The organism is Paraconexibacter algicola (assembly GCF_003044185.1).
GTDB lineage: Bacteria > Actinomycetota > Thermoleophilia > Solirubrobacterales > Solirubrobacteraceae > Paraconexibacter > Paraconexibacter algicola.
On sequence record NZ_PYYB01000001.1, the window covers coordinates 487,398 to 509,314 of the forward strand.

At 74.8% G+C, this 21,917-nt stretch carries 14 protein-coding genes; 1 reads left to right on the forward strand and 13 read right to left on the reverse strand.

Annotation, left to right across the window (positions count from 1 at the left end):
* Window positions 1-26: 26 nt before the first annotated feature.
* The 12 genes from C7Y72_RS02310 to C7Y72_RS02365 form a co-directional block, all read right to left on the reverse strand.
* Window positions 27-4,415: a type VII secretion EssC family protein gene (locus C7Y72_RS02310; RefSeq protein ID WP_233243863.1), complete on the reverse strand. Its 4,389-nt coding sequence runs from the start codon at window positions 4,413-4,415 to the stop codon at window positions 27-29.
* Window positions 4,416-4,443: 28 nt separating this feature from the next.
* Entirely contained in the window at window positions 4,444-6,288 is a 1,845-nt protein-coding gene (locus C7Y72_RS02315) for a fibronectin type III domain-containing protein (protein ID WP_107567012.1), read from the reverse strand.
* Window positions 6,289-6,341: 53 nt separating this feature from the next.
* On the reverse strand, window positions 6,342-7,010 hold the full coding sequence (locus C7Y72_RS02320) for a hypothetical protein (RefSeq protein WP_158276582.1): 669 nt from the start codon (window positions 7,008-7,010) through the stop codon (window positions 6,342-6,344).
* Between the two features lie 119 nt (window positions 7,011-7,129).
* Window positions 7,130-7,513 carry a hypothetical protein gene (locus C7Y72_RS02325; protein WP_107567014.1) on the reverse strand — a complete coding sequence of 128 codons (384 nt, stop codon included), beginning with the start codon at window positions 7,511-7,513 and terminating at the stop codon, window positions 7,130-7,132.
* Window positions 7,510-9,447 (reverse strand): serine/threonine-protein kinase, encoded by a 1,938-nt coding sequence (locus tag C7Y72_RS02330; RefSeq protein WP_158276583.1) that lies wholly within the window; start codon window positions 9,445-9,447, stop codon window positions 7,510-7,512. The genes C7Y72_RS02325 and C7Y72_RS02330 overlap by 4 nt, the downstream gene beginning before the upstream one ends.
* Before the next feature lie 40 nt (window positions 9,448-9,487).
* On the reverse strand, window positions 9,488-10,240 hold the full coding sequence (locus C7Y72_RS02335) for a homing endonuclease associated repeat-containing protein (RefSeq protein ID WP_107567016.1): 753 nt from the start codon (window positions 10,238-10,240) through the stop codon (window positions 9,488-9,490).
* Window positions 10,241-10,292: 52 nt separating this feature from the next.
* Window positions 10,293-11,366 (reverse strand): helix-turn-helix domain-containing protein, encoded by a 1,074-nt coding sequence (locus C7Y72_RS02340; protein WP_107567017.1) that lies wholly within the window; start codon window positions 11,364-11,366, stop codon window positions 10,293-10,295.
* Window positions 11,363-12,496: a helix-turn-helix domain-containing protein gene (locus C7Y72_RS02345; RefSeq protein ID WP_146175215.1), complete on the reverse strand. Its 1,134-nt coding sequence runs from the start codon at window positions 12,494-12,496 to the stop codon at window positions 11,363-11,365. Before C7Y72_RS02345 ends, C7Y72_RS02340 begins: the two co-directional genes overlap by 4 nt.
* A 168-nt stretch (window positions 12,497-12,664) precedes the next feature.
* Window positions 12,665-12,913 carry a hypothetical protein gene (locus C7Y72_RS02350; protein ID WP_146175216.1) on the reverse strand — a complete coding sequence of 83 codons (249 nt, stop codon included), beginning with the start codon at window positions 12,911-12,913 and terminating at the stop codon, window positions 12,665-12,667.
* 474 nt (window positions 12,914-13,387) lie between these two features.
* Window positions 13,388-16,507 (reverse strand): beta strand repeat-containing protein, encoded by a 3,120-nt coding sequence (locus C7Y72_RS23020; RefSeq protein ID WP_158276584.1) that lies wholly within the window; start codon window positions 16,505-16,507, stop codon window positions 13,388-13,390.
* A gap of 310 nt (window positions 16,508-16,817) precedes the next feature.
* Entirely contained in the window at window positions 16,818-18,344 is a 1,527-nt protein-coding gene (locus tag C7Y72_RS02360; protein ID WP_107567020.1) for an RNA polymerase sigma factor, read from the reverse strand.
* A 56-nt stretch (window positions 18,345-18,400) separates the two neighbouring features.
* On the reverse strand, window positions 18,401-19,672 hold the full coding sequence (locus C7Y72_RS02365) for an esterase/lipase family protein (protein WP_107569535.1): 1,272 nt from the start codon (window positions 19,670-19,672) through the stop codon (window positions 18,401-18,403).
* A gap of 100 nt (window positions 19,673-19,772) precedes the next feature.
* Between C7Y72_RS02365 and C7Y72_RS02370 the strand changes: the two genes are divergently transcribed.
* Window positions 19,773-21,047 carry a cation:proton antiporter domain-containing protein gene (locus tag C7Y72_RS02370; RefSeq protein WP_158276585.1) on the forward strand — a complete coding sequence of 425 codons (1,275 nt, stop codon included), beginning with the start codon at window positions 19,773-19,775 and terminating at the stop codon, window positions 21,045-21,047.
* A 44-nt stretch (window positions 21,048-21,091) separates the two neighbouring features.
* On the opposite strand, the gene C7Y72_RS02375 is transcribed toward C7Y72_RS02370, so the two are convergent.
* The gene (locus C7Y72_RS02375; protein ID WP_107567022.1) at window positions 21,092-21,874 is read right to left on the reverse strand and encodes an enoyl-ACP reductase FabI; all 783 of its coding nucleotides are present in this window, start codon (window positions 21,872-21,874) and stop codon (window positions 21,092-21,094) included.
* Window positions 21,875-21,917: the final 43 nt, after the last annotated feature.

Sequence of the window (21,917 nt, forward strand, 5' to 3'; positions counted from 1 at the left end):
ACCGCGTCCCGCGCGGACGACTTAATCTATGCAGAATCTTGGCGCAACGCAATGTCGGGTCGCGCCACCTGCACGGGAACGACCTGCCCGCCGTCGACGAGCACACCCCGACCGGGAAGCCGTGGCGCCCGCTGCAGCGACCGCGGATAGGTCACCCCGAAGACGTCCCCGTCGTCGACCGATGGCTCGAGGTGCACCGCGCAGCCCTGCCGACGCAGGGTCTTCAGCCATGGCGAGTAGTGCCGCAGCTGCGCGGACTCGATGGCGGCGATCACGCGGACGGCCCCGTCCCGCCCGGCGGCGAGGAGCGCCTCGAGATCGTCGTCGGCTCGCAGGACGTCCTCCAGCTCCACCGCATCGTCGACCACGACGAGCAGGACGGGACCGTCGGGGTCGCGGAACTCCGGCACCCGCGTCAGCAGCGCCTTGAGCGCCGCGGCGCAGTCGGCCACACCACGCACCTGCGACGTCCACCCGGGCATCCCGGCGAGCGACGACCGGCGCGGGAGCAGCAGATGGGCCTCCGCGACGTCGTCGATCAGGCCCTGGGCGATCGTCGCGACCGTCGTCGAGCGCCCGGTCCGCATCGGACCCGCGACCAGCAGGTGGCCGCTCTCGAGGCTGACGCCGATCGCCGAGAGACGCTCGCCCTCCACGCCCAGGGTCGCCGTCAGGCGACCCTGGGCCGGCCCGAGCGGTGCGAGGTCCACCACGGTCGGCATCCGCCCGATCGCCGGCGCACGCTCGATCTCGCGGTCGGCCACGGTCGCGGCCCAGGCGCGGAACGCGGCGTCCTCCTCCGTCGCCAGGGTCGTCGCCGCGGTCCGCGCGATCTGGACCTCGAGGTCCCGATCGAGGAATCCGCGCCCCGCGGGCAGGTCCGGGCCACCGACGCCTGCGGCGAGCCCCAGCAGCGCATAGTCGTCCTCCGCGGCCATCCGCAGGACGAGCCGCCGCGGGACGGCGGCCGCGATCGGCGTCGGGATCGATGCCCGGCGGTCGCCGGAGATGACGAGGTGGATCCCTGCGCCCCGGCCGTCGGCGACGAGCCGGACGACGAGATCCAGGAGCCGCCCGCGCTCGACGTCCTGGAACGCCTCGGCGAACGCGGTCCAGCCGTCGACCAGCAGGACGTGACGGGGCAGGGTCGCGTCGGGTCGCCGCTCGCGGAGCGTGTCGAGGTCGTTGGCGTGCTCCTGGACGAACGCTCGCTGGCGCTCCTCCAGCGTCTCGACGAGCAGCTGCAGCACGCGCTCGACGCGCTCGACGTCCTCCGGCACGACGACGGCGGAGGTGTGCGGCAGGTCCGCGAGCTGCCGCAGCCCTCCTCCTCCCGCGTCGATGGCGTGCAGGTGCAGTCGTCGGACCGGGGTGTCCGCGGCGAGGCTCGCGGCGATCTGGCGCAGCGTGGACGACCGCCCCGAGCCCGACGCCCCATAGACCAGGAACGAGCCGACGGCACGGAGGTCCACGCGCGCGACGGTCTGTCGTTGGCGGCGAGGCTCGTCGGCCAGTCCGAGGGTCGCCACGCCGTCCGGTTCGGGACCCAGGTCCCCGAGGTCGGCCCGTGCGATCGCGGGCGGGAGGGGCGCCAGCCACGGCCGCGGGGGCGCGACCTCCCCGGCCAGTGCTGTCGCCTCCTCGATCGTCGCGACGAGCCGCTGCAGGTCGGTCGGCCCCTGGTCCACGTCCGGCCGGGCGCTTGCGCCGACGTCGTCGGAGCGCAACCGGATGCGCACCGAGCCGTCGTCCTCGCCGGGGCGCGGGGTCCAGCCTCCGCCGTAGGCGGTCTGGACCTCGGTCAGCTCGCCGGGGCCGATCCGCACCAGGACGCGTCCCGGGATGGAACGCGGAAGCCGGGCCGCGTCGGGGACGTCGACGACGTCGTCGCTGTCCTCGGTGGACGCGACGCGCAGCGCCATCCGCAGGGTCGTGTTCGCGCGGATGTTCGCCGTGATCGCACCGCTCGGGCGCTGGGTGGCGAGGACGAGGTGCACCCCGAGGGAGCGACCTCGCTGGGCGACGTCCACGACGCCCGCCACGAACGCCGGGACCTCCTTGGCGAGCGTGGCGAACTCGTCGATGACGATGACGAGTGGCGCCGGCGCGTCGGCGGAGCGGCGCTCGAGCTCGAGCAGGTCCTTGGCACCGGCCGCGGCCAGCAGGTGCTCACGGCGCTTGAGCTCCGCCTCGAGCGAGACGAGCGCCCGTCGGACCTCGTGCTCGTCGAGATCGGTGACGAGGCCGACGCAGTGCGGGAGCTGTCCGACGTCCTTGAACGCCGCGCCGCCCTTGTAGTCGATCAGGAGGAACGACAAGCGCGACGGCGGGTGCGCTGCCGCGAGCGACGCGATCATCGTCTGCAGCAGCTCGCTCTTGCCGGCGCCGGTGGTGCCGGCGACGAGTCCGTGCGGACCCTGGTCGCGCAGATCGATCTCCCAGGGACCGTCCGGCCCGGCACCGAGCGGCGCGGCGAGCCCTGCCCCGGTGAGGTCGTCCCAGCGGTCCATGATGGGCTCCGGCTGCAGGTCCGTGAGATCGAGCAGCTCGAGCAGCGAGACGCGCCGGGGCAGCTCTCCGCCGCCGGCGGCGGTCACGTCACGCAGCGGGGCGAGGCTGCGCCCGATGCGGTCCGCGGTCTCGAGCTCCAGCTGGTCGACGGTCATGTCCGCGATGTGGACGCCGCTGGCCGCCCAGGTCGCGCTGCCGCGCCCCGGCTGGTCCGGGTGGAGCTCGACGATGGCGCCGCACCCACCGGGGAGGTCGGCGCGCTGCCCGGCGAGCCAGAGCACGTGCACCTCGTGCTCGGCGCAGCCCTCGAGCAGGGACGCCACGACGCTGCGGTCGGGTGCGACGACATCGTCCAGCACCAGCAGCACGCCGGTACGCCCCGTCTGGCGGGGACGGTCGTCCGCGCGTCGTTCCGCGAGCACCGCGATGACCGTGCGGACGAGCTCGTCGGTCGCCTGCCGTCCGATCGCGATGCGGTCACCGTCGATCAGGGTCGAGGGCGCGGTGACGTGCGGCAGCCACGAGAGCCAGGTCTCCTGCTCGGCGAGCGCCTCGGAGATCCCGGCCACGATGACGAGGTCGAGCGGGCTGCGCAGCGTCGCGGCCTGCACGAGCATCGCGCGGGCGGCGGCGTGGCGCGCGGCCTCCGGGCCGACGACGCCGACAGCGCCCACCGTGCGCAGGTCGACCATCACCGGAACGGCAGGGACCGTCATCAGCGGCTCGAGGCTGTCGCGGGCCTCCTGCCGCAGCTCGATGTCGCCGGTCCGCGGGAGCTCGATGGTCGCCTCGGTCGGCTGGTCCGCGGTGCCGAGACGCAGTGCCATCGCATCGGGGTCGGTCGCCCTGCGCTCCCAGAGCTCGGCTTGGAGGCCCGTCGCACGCGCCTCCAGCTCGGCGAGGTCCGGTGCGAGCCGCCGCCGGGCGGCCCGCTCGTGGGCGTGGTCGATCACCAGCCGCTCCCGTTGCTCGACGAGGTCGTGCTCCCACGCGCGGACGTCCTGCGCGTGCTCGGAGTCGTCGTAGCGCCGGTCGGCGATCGCGTTGGCGAGCAGCAGCACGGGCGTGAGGCAGGCCATCACGATCGCGATCGGAGAACGCGTGATGAGGTAGATCGCGATCCCGATGACCATCGGCATGGCGATCAGGAACCAGGGGATCTGCTGACGCCGCTGGCGCATGGGCGGGCTGTCCAGACGCACCGATCCGGGGGCGTAGGTCGTGCGGATCCGGGGCGGCCGGTTGAAGGGCACGGCGCCGGCCGCCCCGGCGGCGGGGACGCGGGAGGCGGCGACACGGACGGTCAGCGGCGCGTCGACCACGGCGAAGACCGTGCGGCCCGCCTCGACGACCGCGCCACGCTCCAGGACCTCCGGGGTCTCGGGGCGCAATGGCCGACCGTCGACCGCCGTGCCGTTGCTCGTGCCGAGGTCGCTGACGACCACCGTTCCGCCGGGGTCCACCACGAGCGCGACGTGCTCGCGAGACAGCGCCGGATCCTGCACGGTCACGTCGGCGGCTTCCGCCCGGCCGATGGTCGTCCGCCCGGGGGGCAGGGCGATCCGCGCGCCGGCCCGACATCCGCCGACGATGCGCAGCTCGACCGCGGTCGCCGCGACGTCGACCTCCCGACCGAGGCGGCCCAGGGCGACGATGTCTCCGTCCCGCAGGCCACTGGCCGCGACGGTGGTCACGCCGGAGATCGCCCCGAGCCGCCGGACGTCGAGGCCCCCCGGCGCGTCGACGCCGAGCCGGTCGGCCAGCGCCGCCGCGACCGCACCGACGGTCGCGGTCGCGGGCGCGTCGATCTCGACGTCGACCGGATCACGTCGCGGCCCCGGAATGACCGAGAGCCGCAGCGTGGAACGGGCCACGCGGACCGGGTCCTCGCGGCGCTCGCGCATCTCGGTCACCCCCGACCCCCGGACGACGTCAGATCACGCTCGTGCGACGGAACCCGGGCGGCGGACCGCAGTCGCAGTCCGGCAGCTGGCTGCCCCCACCGCCGGTAGGCGGCGGCACCGACGTGCCCGGGTCCGCCGGCGTCGCCGGCGCGGGCTTCTTGTCGCAGTCCTGGGGGAAGGGGCGCTCGAAGTACTCGAACGAGCCGTCGAGCAGCGTCAGGTCCGCACTTGCGGAGAAGGGTCCGAGCGTCGCCTCCGCGCTGAGCCCGAGGGCGCCGCTGCCCTTCGCCTCCACCTTGACGCAGTTGGCGGCCCGTGGATCCCCGACGGGGTAGACCGGGGACACCGTGGCGTCCAGCGGGAAGAGCGAGCCCTTGACGCCCGCGACGAGCGAGGCTCCTGGGGCGGCGCCCCCCGGACCGATCAGCAGCTCACCGCCGAGACGGGCTCGGAGCGAACCGGAGAGCTCGGCGCCTTCGGGAGCCAGGTACTCGCGCTCGAGGACCGGGCGGGCCCGGGCGTCCCCTGGGAACCGCCCCGAGACCTCGAAGCCCGTGGCCGTCTTGACCCCACCGCCGCTGTACCTCAGCGATCCGGAGGCGTCGAGCTGCACCTTGGGCGTGAACGTCATCGCGAGCGGCACCGGGGGCGGGGAGATCTGGGTCTTGATCGACGCGAGCTCCGCCGAGCAGGCGAGGGAGGCCTTGACCTCTGCGTAGGCCCGGGTCTCGCTGGTGACGACTCCCCGCACGTCCAGCGTCACGCCGACCGGCACCTCGACGTTCGTGAACCGGATCTTCCGCTTGGCGAACTCGTAGCGGAACCGGCCGTCGAGGCCCAGCTTGCTCTCGATCCCCAGATCCGAACCGGCGGCGAGCTTGCACGACGACATCTTCTTCGCCCGCGCGGAGGCCCTGGAGGCGGGCTTCGCCGGCACCGCTGCCTGAGCGAACCCCGGGATGTCGATGTTCACGTAGTCATAGGCCTCGGGAAGGCTCGCGGGGACGAGCTTGACGGTGCCGTCCTGCGCGACGCCGGCGACCCGCCCGACGAACGGCAGGTCGATGGCGCCCTTCGCAGGGACGACGAGATGGCTGCCGATGGTCGGCGCTGCCTCACCGGCCGCGAGCTGGACGCCGACCCCGTCGGACAGCTCGCGCGCGGCGGTGAGGTCGCGGCTCTCGAGGATCTCGGTCCCGGTCGCGGCGACGAAGGCCGGCACGGCGTTGCCCGGCGCCGGGGCGGTTCCTACGGTCAGCGTCGCCGGCCCGAGCGTGCGTCCCCCGGTCACGGTGAAGACGCTGTACGAGTACTGCGATCCGGGCGTCAGGCCGGTGTCGCTGGCCGCGCTGCCGACCACGGCGACCGCCGTGCCCGCTGACGGCGTCGCGGGTGCGTCGAAGCCCGGGGCACGGCGCACGACGTAGGACGCGCCGGCCGGACCGCTCCACGAGAACGACAGCGTGGTCGGCGAGATCTCCGAGGGCGTGAGCGCGCTGGCGGTCGGGAGCAGCACGTAGCGCAGCGTCAGCTTCGCCGAACGGCGGGCCCGGATCCGGACGCGCGCGGGCGATGCCGCCGGACCGTAGAGGCGACCGTCGTGCTGGAGGACCGCGGCGTCGACCGTGTAGGTCGCGGCGCGGAGCTTCAGGGTCCGGCGGAGGACGGTGCCCCGGTCGGCCTTCGCGGCGACGACGCGGCGAGCGCCGGCGCGGAGCGTGGCGGTGGCCGGCACGCCGGAGGGGGTGCGGATCTCCAGCTTCAGCGAGCCCGTCCGCGGCGCGGCGTCGGCGGCTGGAGTGGCGAGGAGCGGGAGCATGCCGGCCGCGATGACGACGGCGACGCGGGGTGCGCGGAGCTGGTTGGAGAACACGGCATCAATCTACACTTTGGATTGATGCAACGCCAGCCGGTCTGTTGCGACGGCTACCGTCGCCTCGGACAGCGGACCCGGCGGTTGCCGTTGTCGGGGTCCGAGCAGCGGATCACCCGTCGGGGCACGTCGAGCACGAGGCTCCTGCGCCCCCGCTTGAGCCGATAGCTCTGGCTCTTGGTGATGCTGCCGGGGCGGCTGACGACGAAGTAGATGCGCTGACCGGCTCGCACCGGCATCGGCGGTCGAGCGAGCTCCCGCCGAGAGTTGCGGTTCCCGCGCCGCTCCACGTAGCGGAAGCCGTTCCCGCAGACCGGTCGGCAGAACACGTCGAGCTGGGTACCCGCGTCGACGGCGTCCAGCTCGCGCAGGACGAGCGCCCGGATCACGTCGCGATCCTTCGCAGGCCGCGGCTTGCGGTACTCCAGCTCGATGGCCGGGAAGTCGAGGACCACGGGCGCGTCACTTCCTGCCGTCGTGAACGTGACCGTCTGGAGGACGGGATAGGTCGCCTGGTCGGGAGGACGGACGAAGATCCGGGCCGCGTACTTCGCGCGCGGGACCAGCCCGCGCAGCGTCGTGGTCGTCCGGTGCCCCGACGACGGGACGACCCGCTCGGCGGTCCGCGTCCCGCGAACCGCAGGGGCGCTGTACTCCACGAGCCACTTCCACCCTGCGGGGACGTCGAAGGTGATGTCCAGCGCGGCGGTGGTTCGCGTCACGGTCCCCACGGTGACCGTGACTCCGGGCGCCGGCGTCTGCGCTTGGACGACGCCGAAGCCGACGAGCAGGATCGTCCCGACCAGCGCGACCAGTGCCCCACACGTGCGGGCCGGACGCATCAGTCGACCCCGGTGGGACCGTCGCTCGGGGGTGCGGGCCGCGGCGCCGGACGCGGCACCACCACGGGCGGGCGCGGCACGACGGGCGGACTCGGCTGCACGGGCGTCACCGGCGCGCTGCGGGACGGGGTGCCCCTCGCCGGCTGGACGGGTGACGCGACGCTCCGCTTCGGCCGCCGGGGTCGTGCGAGCGCGCGGACGTCGATCCGCCCGGCGGGCAGTCCGGCCGGGGGCACCGTCACCGGACCCGGGGCCGCAACCACCTCGGTGGCCCCGAGGTCGCGCCACGGATCGTCGTCGGGTGCGGTCGCCTGCGCCACCCCGAGCCCGCCCACGGCGCCCAGCAGCGCGAGCGCTCCGCCGAGGACCGCCGAACGGCTCACCGCCCCGCCTCCTTCACCGGATATCCCAGGCGCCCGGCTCGCGCCACGCGGTCGCGCAGCGCTCGGAGCGCCGAGGACAGCGCGCGCCCGGCCTTCCTGTGCCTGCCGCGGTCCGCGGTCGCGGCGGCGCGGGCGAGCGCGCGGGCTCGCGCTGCCGCCCGGTCAGTGCTCGCCACGACGCTCCGCAGCGCCGTGGACCGGCCCTCGCGGCGCTCCTGCGCCGCCAGGGGACGCAGTCGCGCGGAGACCGACCGCAGCGTGCCGACGAGCTCGCGCGCGGCGCGGGCCTGTGTCGCGCCGCGCCGCGACGCCTCCAGCACCCCCTTGGCGGTCCCGACCGCAGCGCGCAGGCGGTCGACCTGGACGCGAACCGCCTCGAGCCGCGCGCGCGGGATCCCCAGCGGCACGGACGTCGCGCCGCGGACCCGCAGCGTCGCGACGAGACGGAGACAGGCGACGGTCCCGTCGCAGCGCAGCTCGACGTCACCGGTCGTGGTCGGGACGACGAAGCGGTCGCCATCCTGCATCGCGACGAAGGCACCGAGGCGGACTGGGCGCGGGGCACGCAGCGGCACGCCGTCGACCGGGGCGGCACCGGCCAGCGGCCCGCGGCTGGGCAGCACGGTCGCCCTCAGCGTGGTCCCGGCGACCCGCACGGTGCCCCCGGAGTCGGTCCGCCGGACCTGCGCGGCCGCGTCGACGGGTCCGAAGCTCAGCCCGCCCCCGAGGCGGACCGGCACCGTGTCGGCAGGGCCGGCCGGCCGGGCGAGCGCGAACCCGGCGACGAAGAGCAGGACGGCGGCGAGACCTCCCACGATCCGCGCGTCGACGGCCGGGAGCGTGGGCCGTTGACGGGCGGCACGCGGCTCGGGATCCCGCCTGGGCTTCGGTGGCGTCTCGCGCTCCGCCGCGGCGGCACGGGGCGGTGCGGGCACGGCGACGACCGGCGGCGGGGGCTCGACGTCGCGCTCGGGCGCCGCGACGGGCTCGGGCACGATCGCGGGTGCAGGATCAGGATCCGGGGCGACCGGCGTCGCGCTCTCCAGGAGCGGGGCCGACGGGAACATCGGCGCCAGCCCGAGCCGCTCGGAGCCCAGGCCGACGAGTGCGTCGCGGATGTCCGCGACGAACCGCTCGACGTCCGTCTCGCGGTCGACCGGATCCTTCGCCAGAGCCCGATCGAGGACCTCCTGGATCCGTCGCCCCTCGGGGCCGTCGAGCCCCGGAAGGCGCGGCGGGGGATCGGCGAGATGCGCCATGAGCACGGCCGCCTCGGTCGGACGCGGGAACGGCACCTGGCCGGTCAGCAGCTGACACGCGAGGCAGGCGAGGGAGTAGACGTCCGAGGCCACCGTGAGGTCCTCGGCCTTGATCTGCTCCGGGCTCGCGTAGGCGGCCGTCCCGACGAACGCTCCCGTGGCGGTGAGCCCCGCGTCCGCGACGCCCTTGACGACCCCGAAGTCCGCGAGGTACGCCCACCCGGCGCGCGTGAGGAGCACGTTCTGGGGCTTGATGTCGCGATGGACGAGTCCGGCGTCGTGTGCCGCGGCGAGCGCGCTGCCGACGGCGCGGAGCAGCTCGAGCGCTTCCCGGCCGCTGAGCGGCCCCTGGCGCAGGCGGTCCCCGACGGTCCCACCGTCGACCAGCTGCATCGCGATGTAGAGGTGCCCGTCCGCCGATCCGAAGTCGTAGACGGGGACGACGTGCGGATGCTCGAGTCCTGCGGCGGTCCGCGCCTCACGCTCGAACCGCTGGACGAACTGGGTGTCCGAGGCCAGGCTGCGGTCCATGACCTTGAGCGCGACCGGGCGATCGAGGGAGACCTGACGGGCGGCGTAGACGGTCGACATGCCGCCGAGTCCGACCAGGCGCTCGATCCGGTACGCGCCGACGACCTCCCCCGCCTGCAGATGTCTCCCGATCCCGACGCTCACGCGACGGAAACCTACACGAGATTCTGGTGAAACTACAGGCTCATCTGGGGCGACGGTAGGTCGCGGGCCTCCCGGGCCCGCGCGGCCGGAACCCGGCCAGCTCCACCGCGGCGTTCCACGAGCCGAACAGACGCTGAACCGAGCTCGCGGGCGGCCAGCCCTCTCGCTGGACGGCGTCGGCGTCCGCCTCCCGGCCGGCCCGGCGCAGGGCGGCCGGGGACCAGTCGGTCGACGTCGGCGGCTCACCGTGCCGTGCGGCCCACGCCTGCATCGCCTGGATCGTCCGCGCGCGTGCGTTTCCGCGGCGCAGCGCATGGGCGCAGTCCCAGCAGACCGCCGAGACGGCGGCACCCTCTGCGACCTTCGGTCCGCCGCAGCCCGGGCACGGCTCCTTGCGCCGCTCGCGCGCAGCACGCGCCTCGACGCGCTCCGGATCCTGCACGTCGCGGTACGCGGTGGCCCGGCTGACCCCGAGCGTGCGGCCGATCTCCGCGTACGAGACACCTTGCTCGTGCAGCGTCGCCGCACGCGCCCGGCGCGCGGCGACCTCCGGGTCGACGGCCGGGCCCGTCGGGCGGGCGACCGGGGCGGACTTCACGCGGCGGGGCGGCTGCAGCCCGGCGGCGAGGAGGACGAGCGACCACGCCCCATAGCACGCGATGAGCGTCGCCGAGCTCAGCGCGGCTGCGTCGCGCGCCTCGTCCCACGCAGCCCGTGTCGGAGTCCGGCCGAGCTCAGCCGCCAGCGACGCCAGCTGGTCGAGGAAGAAGAGCTGCAACTCGGGAGCGACCACGCATGCACAGTCTGACGCATGCGGCCCGCCGCCGGTTCACCGTCCGGAATTCTTACTGCTTGTCGCGGTTCCGGCGCTGCGTCGCGAGGTGGAGCTGGACCAGGACGTCCGGGTCGGACAGATCGACGTGCAGCTCTCGCTCGATGGTGCTCAGACGGCGGGCGAACGTGTTGCGGTGGATCGCCAGATCCTCGGCTGCCGCACCGCGGCGCGGCCACCGGCGCGCGAACGCCTCGAGCGTGGCGCGCAACGACGGATCGAGCGGCGCGAGCAGTCGCTCGGCCGCCGCCTCGAGGAGGCTCGGATGCTCGGCGAGGCCGTCGTCGAAACCGACACCGCCCCACGACTGCGTCACGCCGGTGCGCCTCGCGGCGGCGAAGGCCAGCGTCGCCTGGACCGCCGCGCGAGGCAGATCGCGCGAGGCCACCCGCGCGCTGACACCACCCAGCAGCTCCGCGTGTCCCTCGAAGGGCTCGTCGACGGTCGCCAGCCAGGCGACGTTGCCGCGGTAGCTCGTGCGTGCCGCCGTCACCTCGGGCCTCAGCCGGGCCGGTCGCTCCGTCGCCTCCAGGAGGCCGATGTACCACGAGGCCTGCGGGAGCCCGGCGAGGGAGATACGCGTCGCCGCGCCGGCGCTCGTCACGCGACCGGCGAGCAGATCCTCGAGCAGCGCACGAAGGGGATCGTTCCCACCGGCGGCCTTGCGCACCGCGTCCCCCTGCTCCCACCCTTCGAACAGACACCGCAGCGCGCGTGCGAGCCGCACGGTCTCGACGACGTAGTCGGCGGAGCTCCGCCGGACGGGGATCCCGCGTGCGGTGAGCTCGCTGCGCAGCACGCCGGGCAACGCGGCGCCACCCGCCGCGACGAGAGCGAGAGGCACATCGGCGCGCCCGAGCGCGTCGCCGATCTCGCGGAGCGACATCTCGTCGTCGGGACTGGGCGCGTCGACCTCCATCGTCCGGAGGATGGCGCGCTGATGCTGCGACAGGATCAGCCGGGCCGTGTCCGCCGGCAGATGGACCGGGACCATTCCGAGCCGCTCCAACACGCCGACGTAGCGCTCCACGAAGGCGCCTGGACGCTCACGCACCACGGCCAGGTCATCGGTCACGTCGCGGCTCACGACATCGAGGTCGCCGAGGCGACGAGGAGCGTTCGCAGGGCACAGAAGCCCCCCAGGCTCTCGAGGTCGAGGTCGAGAAGCTGCCCGACACGCGTCACGCGTCGCCGCACCGTCGTCTCGCTCGCGTTGAGCGCCTCCGCAGCCCCGCTGGCGACACCGCCACTGGCGGCCCACGCCTCGGCGGCCTCGCGCAGCTCGGGCGCGAGGTCGTCCAACCGTCCCCGACGCTCGCGCAGGAACCATCCCGTCGCACTTCCCGGCCGCAGCAGGACGGCCGGAGCGACGTCGACGCTGTCCCTGATGCCGGCCGCGACGCCGGGCGGGAGCGCCTCGAGGACGAGCGACGCCTCCGCGAAGGCTCGTGGCAGATCTGTCGGCCCCGACGCGGCGGCGGTGGCACAGATGAGCCCGCCGTGACCGGCGGGCCGGGCCCCCGAGACCACCAGCAGCCGCCCCGCGAGGACCGTCTGCGCGCGCGGCCCGGCCGGCACGAGTCGTGGTGCGCGCGCATCGGAGGCGCCGAGCTGGACCCCCTCCGGCGGACGACCGACGGTGACCCACAGGGGCCCGGCCTCGAGCCCGAGCGCCGCGGCCGCGCGCTCGGCCGCACGCGGCTCGCGCCGCTCCCCGACCAGCCGCCGCACCAGTCGATCGGCCGGGCGCCCCGCCATCGCGAGGCGTTGCTCGCGGAACGCCTCGAGCGCCTGCGCCGAAGATCTGGCCGCGACGAGGGCGAGCGTCCGCGTCCCTCTGATCGCGGGGAGCAGACCCACGCCGTGCTGCTCGGCGCACTCCGCGTAGATGTCGCTCAACCGTGCCCAGAACTGCTGGAGGACCTCCTCCAGGACCATCTCCCCCGACTCGGCGAGCGCGATCGTGCGGCCCATCGCCCGCGACGCGCGCAGGACGCGGTACGGCTGGGTGTCCTCCTGTCCGACGGCCGCCGCGAGGTTCGTGGCGATGACGGCCCAGCCGCTCACCAGGACCATGTCGTCGGGCAGCAGATGGGCACCGTCGATCGCCTCGACGAGCCGACGGCGAGCGGCCGGCCCCTCCTGGACCCAGGCGGCGGCCAGCGCGTCGACGAACGCCGCCGGCAGGGCCTGTGTCGGTTCGGTCGAGATCTCCATGGTCAGCACACGGGTGTCGCAGATCGAACCTGCGAGCTGACAGGATCGCGCGAACGTCGAAGGCTCCCGCGCAACATTTGACGCAGCGCGCGCACGCCAAGCGGTGCGAAGCCTGCAGCGCCCCCGCGCCAGCGGATTTCAGGAACGGCGACGCGCCTACAACGCCGTTCAGCTTCGTGATCGCGCCTGCGACGGGGCGGGATCCCAGGGCTGCCCTGCGTCCTGCTCGTACTCCGGCAGCAGGCCGAGGTCGAACGCAGCGAGGAACTGGCGGACCGCAGCGGGCAACCGCCGCCCCTGGTGGTCGAGCTCGGGCCCGATCGGTCCGGCGCCGACGCCCAGCGACACGGGACAGCCACCGGGATCGCAGGGGCGCCCGCGGGGCAGGGCGTCGATCGGGTCCCGTCCAGCGGCCATGCGCTGGCGATTGACCCACCCGAGCACCTCGATGTGCTCGTCACCCTGCAGACCTCCAGCACGCGACGCGTCTCGCACCTGACCTATCCCCACCCTCACTCCTGGACCACGCTCCCCGCGTGCGAGCGCTCATTGAACCGCAATGAGAAGTACTGGTCATAGTGCGACCCTTGCTGTTGTTCGACGAGTTGTGGTGCAGTCCGCGCAATTGTCAACTCGTCCGGTGGACAATGCCACGTAAGCGCCAACGGGGCACGGTCCGAGGACCGCGCCCCGCTGGACTCGGGAGAGCAGAATCGGAGTCGCGCTTCGCGACCGGGGGTTCCGCTCGATCGGTCCGGCGATCTCCGCCGACCCCTCCCCGCGAAGCGCCGTCTGGGTACGACGACGCTTTGCGCGGAGGGCGCCGGCGGCATCTCCGGGCCCCCCACGGGGGCGCTCCGAGGAGCGCCCCCGTACCCCTGCCGTTCGTGGCTAGGCGGAGATGCGGGTGACCGTCACCGTGCCACGCTTGGCGACCTTGAAGGACGCGACGCCCTTCGCGTTCGTCTTCTTGCGCAGCGTCGTCTTGCCGACCCGCAGCGAGACGGTCACGTTCTTCGCGACGCGGCCGCGGCGGACGACCCGCACCGAGATGGTGCGCCCCGCCCGGGTGCTCCGCACCGTGATCGACGAGGTGAACCCGGGGTCACCCTTCTCGCCCTTGTCGCCCTTCGCGCCGGTGGCCCCCGCCGGACCCGCCGGACCCGGCGTGCCGTTGGTGCCGTTGGTGCCGGCCGGCCCCTGCGGGCCCGCGGCCCCGTTGGTGCCGTTCGTGCCGTTCGCCCCGGCAGGCCCGGTGGCGCCGGGGGCGCCAGGGGCTCCGGTCGCGCCGGTCGCACCCGTCGGACCGGCCGGACCCGTCGGCCCGACGGGCCCGGTGCCGTCGTTGCGCGTCACGACCTCGCAGTTGCCGGGCGTCTCGTCCAGCGGCAGCAGGTCCGCGATGACCGAGTCGCTCCCGGTCCCGCAGTCGAGCGTGTCGTCGGTCAGGTCGCGAACGCGCAGGTCGTCCGGACCGGCGCCACCCTTGACGGTGTCCTCACCCTCGCCGCCGTCGAGCACGTCCGCTCCGGCCTCGCCGTCGACGGTGTCCATGCCTTCGGCGCCGTCGATGTCGTCGGCACCGCCGCCACCGAGCAGCGTGTTGTCTCCCAAGCTGCCGACGATGGAGTCCGGACCGGCACCGCCCGTCACGTTCTCCGTGATGACGTTGTCGTTCTCCGGGAAGTCCCCGAAGATCGTGCCGTCGTTGGGGTCGCCGTCCAGGGTGATCTGCATGCCGTCACCGCGACCGGCGTAGGACACGGTGTCCACGTCGGCACCGCCGGTGTACGTGTCGCTCGAGCCGCCGAAGTTGGTGGCGTCGCTCGCGAAGAACGTGTCGTTCCCCACCCCGCCGTCGACGGTGTCCGCGCCGTCGCCGGCCGTGACCTCGTCGTCGCCCGCGCCTGCGTTCACGACGTCGTCGCCGCCAGCCGTGCTGATGATGTCAACACCGCCCGCCGACTGGACGACGTCGTCTCCGCCGCGCGTGTTGATCGTCTCGGGCTCGTCGTCGCTCACGACGAGGTCGAACCCGCTGCCCGTCTCGATCTTCTCGAACGAGCCGTCCACGTCGTCACCCTCCCCGGCCTCGCCGTCGCTGCCGACGAGGTTCGAGAAGTGGACGGTCACGCCACCCAGGCGCGCCGAGTAGTCGATGGTGTCGGCGGTCCCGTCGCCGCCGGAGAGGTCGTCGGCACCGTTCGCCCCGCCCTCCTCGTCGATGACGTCGTTGCCGAGCTCACCCTCGACGAGATCGTTCCCGGCGTTGCCACGCAGGATGTCGTCGCCGGCGCCACCGCCGATGTCGTCACCGTCGTTGCCGCCGTTGATCGTGTCGTTCTCGGTGCCGCCATCGAGCGTGTCGGTGCCACCGAAGCCGTTGATCAGGTCGTTGCCGGCCCCGCCGTCGACGGTGTCATCCCCCTCACCCGCGTCGACCTCGTCGGCGCCGCCTCCGGCGCTGATGACGTCGATGCCGCCGAACGTGGTGATGAGGTTGTCGACCCCGGAGGCGGTGACCGTGTCCGCACCGCCGTTGGCGGAGGTGGTGAGGACCTCGACGTTGGCACGGACGTTGTCCTGCTCGCCGATCGCGCCGTCGTTGGCCGTTCCGTCCTGGTTGATGACGATCGCGCCGGCCGCGCGCGAGCTGTAGCTCACGGTGTCCCGGTCGTCGCCACCGTCGAGGGAGTCGGCGCCGTTGGCCGCGCCGCTGCCGTCGACGTCCAGCTCGTCGTTCCCGGTCCCGCCGCTCAGCGTGTCGTTGTTGGCGTTGCCGAAGAGGTCGTCGTCGCCCCCGAGTCCGCTGATCGCGTCGTCGCCGTCGTTGCCACGCAGGTCGTTGTCGGCGGCGGAACCCGTGATGGTGTCGCTGCGCTGGCTGCCCAGCACGTTCTCCACCGTCGACCGGACGTCGAGCTGCTCGTTGATCGGGCTCGGCGTGGCGAGACCCGTGCCCCCGCCGTCGTTGTCGACGTCGTCGAGGCTCACCGCGACACTCGTGTTGCGGGCAGAGAAGTCGACGGTGTCCTCGCCCCCGCGGCCGTCGATGCGGCCGTTGGAGTGCAGGTTGCCGGCCGCGAGCACGTTCGGGACGAGGGTGTCGTTCCCGCCACCGCCGGTCAGCGACTCGATGTCGCGCGCGACACGGTCGTTCTGAGGACCGCTGGCGAGGTTGCCGTTGGCGTTGATGGTCACGCCGCCGTCGAGGATCGAGTAGGCCTCGTAGGTGACCTCGTCGACGCCGGCGCCGCCGATGTACTCGTCCTGACCGTCGCCGACAGCCTCGATGAACGTGTCGTTGCCGTTCGTGGACGCCGCCGTGGGGGCGAGCACGTCGTCGTCACCGGTGCCACCGGTGAACTCGTCGTTGCCCTCTCCCCCGTCGAGGTCGTCGTCACCGGCCTCGCCGAAGAGCCTGTCGTTGCCGTCGCCGCCCGCGAGGACGTCGTCGAGCGCGCCGCCCCGGAGCTCGTCGGCACCGGAGTCGCCGAACAGGGTGTCCGCCCCGCCCTGCCCCCGCAGGACGTCGGCCGCCAGGCCGCCACGGATCGTGTCGTTGCCGTCGTTGCCGAACGCGGAGATCGGGACGTCGATGTCGTTCGCCGGCGCATCCGCCGTCGGGTCGACGTCGTCGTTGCCGGTGCCGAGCAGGAGCTCGATCTCCGTGACACCGGAGCACACCAGGCGCTGCGCGGCCGTTCCGGGCAGGGTGTCGCCGACACCGCCGGCGGTCGGCGCGCAGCCGGCCGTGCCGGGCAGGATGCCGGTGCCCGCGGTGTTGCGGATGATGACCTCGTTGGCCGCGCCACCCTTTGCGAGGGTCAGCGCGGCGCCGACCGCGCTCGTGTCGTTGAACGTCAGCTTCCCGCCCTGGACGGCCGCGGAGCCGTCGGCGAGCGCAGCGCCCGGAAGCGCGAGGAGCCCGAGGGCCGCGAGTGCGGCCACACGGGTCTTGAAGAAGCCCTCAGCACTGATGTGCCGGGGACTACGCGGCAGTGCCGCCATGGTGGAACCCCTTTTCGTCGTGCGGCGTGTCCTGCCGCTTGTCCTTGAACCCCGGGAACCCCGGGACGGCGGGTTTTCTACCACATCATTTGGCGGAACACGCAACTCAAGTTGGAGAAACACACCCAAATGCCGATGAACACTGGCCGAGTTTTCGTTCGGCTGACCTCGACATGACGTCGCAGAACCGCCTCCGACGAGCCCCGTCGCCGCGGCGCGACGCCGCGCCGCCGACCGCATGGCCTCGCCACGCGAGCTGTCCCAGGGACGGCCGCGCGATGTCCGCAGGGCCGCGCCGGAGCGCCCGGCGCTACGGCCGCCGGCCGACCGCGGGGACGCGCGCCCGCACGTCGTTCGTCGTGGCGAACCAGCGCAGGGTGTCGTCCTCGCCGGTCGTGCCGGTGCCGCGCAGCGCCCCGGTCGAGGGGTCGAACGCGAGGACGTCGAGCCCGTCGGCCGCCCAGGCCCGGTCGAGGCGGATCACGGCGACGCGCGTCCCGTCGGGCAGATGGCGCAGGCCCAGGCCGCGGGTCCTCGGCGTGCGGCGCAGGACCTCGACGAGCGCGGCCCGCAGCCGCGGCCCGGCCGCCGGGTAGCCCAGCAGCGTGATCGCGAAGCCGCTCGCGGTCCGGCGGACCTCGTCGCGGACGGCCGGCGGGCAGTCGGTCAGGGCGGCGGCCGACGGGCAGCCGCCGTCGCCGGCGTCGCGGCCCGACCAGGCCTTCTCGCGCAGCTGCCCGGCCAGGACCGTCGGGTCCTCGGAGAGCCCGCGGAGCGGATCGTCTCCCGCGAGCTCGTCGTTCAGGCCGTTGGCGCCGAGCAGCGCGGTCCCGGCCGCTCCCGCGGGGAAGGCGGAGCTGGCCGGGTCCGGCGACGGGACCTGCGGGATCAGCCGCTCGAGATCCGGGGAGCCCGCCGCGCGCCAGGCCGCCCGGTCGCGGGCCGAGTCGAGCCGCACGCGGCCGACGCCCGTGGCGGCGAACCGCCCGCTGCCGTCGGCGGCGACCCAGCGCTCCTCGACGACCCATCGGGACACGGAGAACGGCCTGCGCGCCCTCGCCAACGGGATCTGGTTGCCACGGTCCTCGCGCGGGGGGCCGCCGACGAGGAACGACGCGAGCGTCGTGCTGCCCCGCTCGTAGAGCACGTCGCCGCTGCCCGGCAGCGTCTGCAGCCCGGCGAGCAGTCCGACGGCGCGCAGGCACCGACCGGCGGGCCCGGGCTCGGCGCACGCGGCGGCGGCCGACACGGGCCCGCGGAGCGGCGTGCCGGGCACGCCCGGGCCCCGCCCGTCCCGGGTGGGCAGCAGCGCGAGGACCGCGACGAGCGCCACGCCCGCCGCGATGCCCGCGGCGAGCGCGGTGCGCAGGTGGCGGCGCGCACGGTGCAGGCGCGAGCGCACGGTCCCGACGGGCACGTCGAGCGCGGCGGCGATCTCCTCGTAGGAGAGGTCCGCCCACGCGCTCAGCAGCAGGACCTCGAGCTCCTCCCGGCGCAGGTCGCGCAGCGCCCCGGCGAGGAGCGGGTCGGCCGGGCCGGCCGGCTCGGGCGGCGCGGTGTGCCCCTCGGCCGGGAGCCGGTCCAGGAGCGCCTGCCGCCGGGTCCCGGCGCGCAGCTCGTCGCGGAGCAGGTTCGTGGCGATGGTGAACAGCCACGGCCGCTCGCCGTGGCCCTGGTCGACGAACCGGTCGTGGGAGGCGAACGCGCGCGCGAACGTCTCGGCGGTGAGGTCGTCCGCCAGGGCGTCGTCGCGGACGCGCGCCCGCAGGTAGCCGCGGATCGCGTCGTGGTGGCGCTCGTAGATCGCGGAGAACGCGCCCGCGTCGATGGTACTCATGCCTGCTGCAACGCCGGTCGCGCCTGCGGAGTTCCCGGCGAGCGCCGGTCCGCCGGTCAGCCGCAGACCACGACGCGCCGCACGACGCTGACGCGGCGGCCACGCGCGTCGGTGCCGCGGGCGCGGACGACGACGGTCGTGCCGGCGCGGCGGCGCAGGTCGAGCCGCACGCGGACCCGGCCGGTGCGCGTGCGCGTGACGGCGGTCCGCCGGCCGTTCACCGTCACGCGCACGCGGGCCAGCCGGGCGAGCGTCACGGTCGTGCGGCGGGCGGGCGTGCAGGCTGCGGCGGGAGCGGACCGCGGGCAGGAGGCGGTGGTGTAGCAGGCGAGCGCGGGCTCGGCGGGGACCGTGCGCGCCCGGTAGCTCTGGAACGAGATCGCGGCGGCAGCACCGTCGGCGGGCGCGGTCACGGGGTCGATGCCCGGGTGCAGGACCTGCAGGCAGACGCCGCGGTCGATCCGCGCCGGGTCGGCCGGGCCGTCGTGGGTGAGGGCGTCGATCGCCAGCGCGTAGGCGACCGGGTCGACGAGGCCGATGAGCAGGTGCTCGTAGGCGGCGGCCGGGCAGATGTCCTGGGTGGCGACGTTCGTGCGCGCCCCGTCCCCGGTGCGCAGGGACGACGAGCCGGTCTCCGCGTCCTGGTTGGGCTGCACGGTCTCGTCGACGCGCGTGTAGATGCTCGTGTACGAGATCCCCGCGAAGGTCTCCTGCCGGGAGTTCAGCGCGCGCATGAAGTCGGACTCGTCGCGCTGCTGCCAGCCGGCCGGGCTGCACGGGTCCTCGGCGCTGCAGACCGCGCGGGTGGTGCCGTGGTTGGACGGCGCGAAGCCGACGAGGTCGTCGACGAGCGCGCGGGTGTCGGGCCACCAGCGCAGCGCCCAGCGCCCGACCATGCCGCCCTGGGAGTGCCCGACGATCGACACGCGCCGGCCGGCGCGTGCCGCCATCGTGCGCAGGGCGTGGACGACGTACTCGCCCGCCTGCTGGATGTCGGCGGTGGCGTGCTCGGGCAGGTCCAGCGCGCACCACGGGACGCCGAGCGCGTCGAACGCGGGCTGGTAGGTCCACGACCAGTTGTCCTTCGCGGTCGCGCCGGTCCCCTGGAGCAGCAGGACCGGCGTGCGGGTCGCGCCCGTCACGCCGGGCGAGCAGGCGAGCGCGCGCTCGACGGCGGCGGGGTCGACGGTGAGCGGCGCGCCCGGGGTGTCGACCGGCGCGAACGCGGCGTCCGTGACGGGGCCGACCGCGGTCGCGGGACCGGCGCTCGCCCCCGTGCCGAGCAGCGCGGCGGTGAGCAGTGCGACGACCCGACCCCTCGTGAGCATCGCGGCAGTGTACGGGCGCGGCGACCGCTCGCGGCCCGGTCGGCGAGTCCCGGCACGCCCGATCGCCGCGCCGCGGCGCGTCCGCGCCCGTACTCCGGTCGTGGACGCCCTTGCCGGGATCGTGCTCGCGTGCCTGCTCGTGGTGGTCGTCGCCCGGGCGCTCGGCGGGCTGCTCGAGCGGTTCGGGCAGCCCCGCGTGATGGGCGAGGTGCTCGCCGGGCTCGTGCTCGGCGCCTCGCTGCTTGGTCTGGCCCCGGGCGATCCGTCGGCGGCGATCTTCACCGAGGACGCGCGCGACGTGATGAAGGCCGCGGGCCTCGTCGGCGTCGTCGCGTACCTCGGGGCGGTCGGCGCGTCGCTGGATCTCACGGCGCTGCGGCGCGACCGTCGGGCCGCCACGAGCGTCGCGCTCGCGTCGTTCGCGCTCCCGTTCGCCGCCGGGGCGGCGCTCGCGCTCGCGCTCCACGGCGAGGTGTCGGGTGATCCGCCGCTGGCGGCGTTCGCGCTGTTCGTCGGGACCGCGATCGCGGTGACGGCCTTCCCGGTCCTCGCCCGGATCGTCGACGCGCGCGGGCTCGGGGACCGGCTGCCGGGCCGGGTCGCGCTCGCCGCGGCCGCGGCGCAGGAGGCGCTGGTGTGGCCGGCGCTGGCGATCGCCGTGACGGTGAGCGGGCGCGACGGCGGGGTCGGCGACGGCCCGGCGGGAACGGTCGCCGCGGCGGTCGCCGGGGTGCTCGTCGTGGTGGCGCTGGCCCGGGTGCTCGCCCCGGTCGTGCTGCGCGCCGCGTCGGCGCCGGCGGGGCGGTTCGGCGTGCTCGTCGCGGGCCTCGGGCTCGCGGCCGCGGTGACCGAGGTGACGGGGCTGCATCCGGTCGCGGGTGCGTTCCTGTACGGCCTCGTGCTGCCGGCCGGTCCGCGCGCGGAGCTGGCCGCGGACTTGCGCTCGCGCCGGGCGGTCGTCGCGCTCGCCGTGCTGCTGCCGCTGTACTTCGCGGTTCCGGCGCTGCGCCTGGACGTCACCACCCTGGGCTCCGACGGTCTCGGGATGCTCGCGCTCGTCCTCGTGGTGGCGGTCGCCGCCAAGCTCCTGACCGCCACGGCGGCCGCGGCGTGGGCGGGGCTCTCCCGCTCGGACGCCCTGACGGTCGGCGTCCTGATGAACGCACGGGGCCTGGTCGAGATCCTCGTCCTCACGGTCGGGCTCGACGCCGGGCTGATCGACGAGCGGCTGTTCGCGGTGTTCGTGCTGGTCGCGCTGATCACGACGTTCGCGACCGGGCCGCTGCTCGGCCGCGTCCCGCAGGACCCGCCGTCCCCGCCCGCCGCCGAGCCGCCGGTCGCCCGGCCCCGGCGGGCGCTCGCCGGCCGCCGCTGAGGCGCGCGCCGGACTCGACCGGCCGCGCCCCGGCGGCGGGCCGCTCAGGCGGACCGCACCGCGCCCGCCATCGCGTGGAACCCGGCGTCGACGTGCAGGACCTCCCCGGTGATGGCGCGGGACGCGTCGTCGAGCAGGAACAGGGTGGCGTCGGCGACCGGCCCCGGGTCGGTGGCGTCCCAGCGCAGCGGGGCCTGCCGCTCCCAGGCGTCCAGGAGCGCGTCGAAGCCGGGGATGCCGCCCGCGGCGCGCGTGTGCAAGGGTCCGGCGGCGACGAGGTTGGCCCGCGCGCCGACCGTCCCGAGGTCGCGGGCGAGGTAGCGGTTGGTCGCCTCGAGCGCCGACTTGCACACGCCCATCCAGTTGTAGGTCGCCCACGCGCCGTCGCTGTGGAACGTCATGCCGACGAGCGAGCCGCCCCCGGCCGGGAACAGCGGGGCGACGGCGCGGGCGAGACCGGCCAGGGACCAGGCGGACGTGCGGAACGCCAGCTCGACCCCGGCCTGCCCGGCCTCGACGAACGGCCCGTCGAGCGCTTCCGCGGGCGCGTAGGCCACGGCGTGCACGGCCCCGTGCAGCGGCCCCCCGTCGGCGCGCAGGCGGCGCTGCAGCGCGTCGAGGTCCTCGGTCGAGGTCAGGTCCGCGCAGACGACCGCGACGTCCCCGGGCAGCGTGTGGGCGAGGTCGCGGCAGCGGTCGAGGTCGCGCGGCGGCGCGGTGAGGGTGACGTGCGCCCCGTCGTCGAGGGCGCGCTCGGCGACGGCGTAGGCGATGGACTCGGGTGAGGCGACGCCGGTGACGAGCAGCCGGCGGTCGGTGAGGGACATCGGCAGGGTCCTCCTGGAGGGTCGGTGGTCGGTGGCGCGGACC

Excerpts from the sequence above, each read along its gene's own strand:
- C7Y72_RS02310 (WP_233243863.1), bottom strand. The coding sequence starts at position 4,415 with ATGCGCGAGCGCCGCGAGGACCCGGTCCGCGTGGCCCGTTCCACGCTG.
- C7Y72_RS02345 (WP_146175215.1), bottom strand. The coding sequence starts at position 12,496 with ATGGAGATCTCGACCGAACCGACACAGGCCCTGCCGGCGGCGTTCGTC.
- C7Y72_RS02350 (WP_146175216.1), bottom strand. The coding sequence starts at position 12,913 with ATGGCCGCTGGACGGGACCCGATCGACGCCCTGCCCCGCGGGCGCCCC.
- C7Y72_RS23020 (WP_158276584.1), bottom strand. The coding sequence starts at position 16,507 with ATGGCGGCACTGCCGCGTAGTCCCCGGCACATCAGTGCTGAGGGCTTC.
- C7Y72_RS02360 (WP_107567020.1), bottom strand. The coding sequence starts at position 18,344 with ATGAGTACCATCGACGCGGGCGCGTTCTCCGCGATCTACGAGCGCCAC.
- C7Y72_RS02365 (WP_107569535.1), bottom strand. The coding sequence starts at position 19,672 with ATGCTCACGAGGGGTCGGGTCGTCGCACTGCTCACCGCCGCGCTGCTC.
- C7Y72_RS02375 (WP_107567022.1), bottom strand. The coding sequence starts at position 21,874 with ATGTCCCTCACCGACCGCCGGCTGCTCGTCACCGGCGTCGCCTCACCC.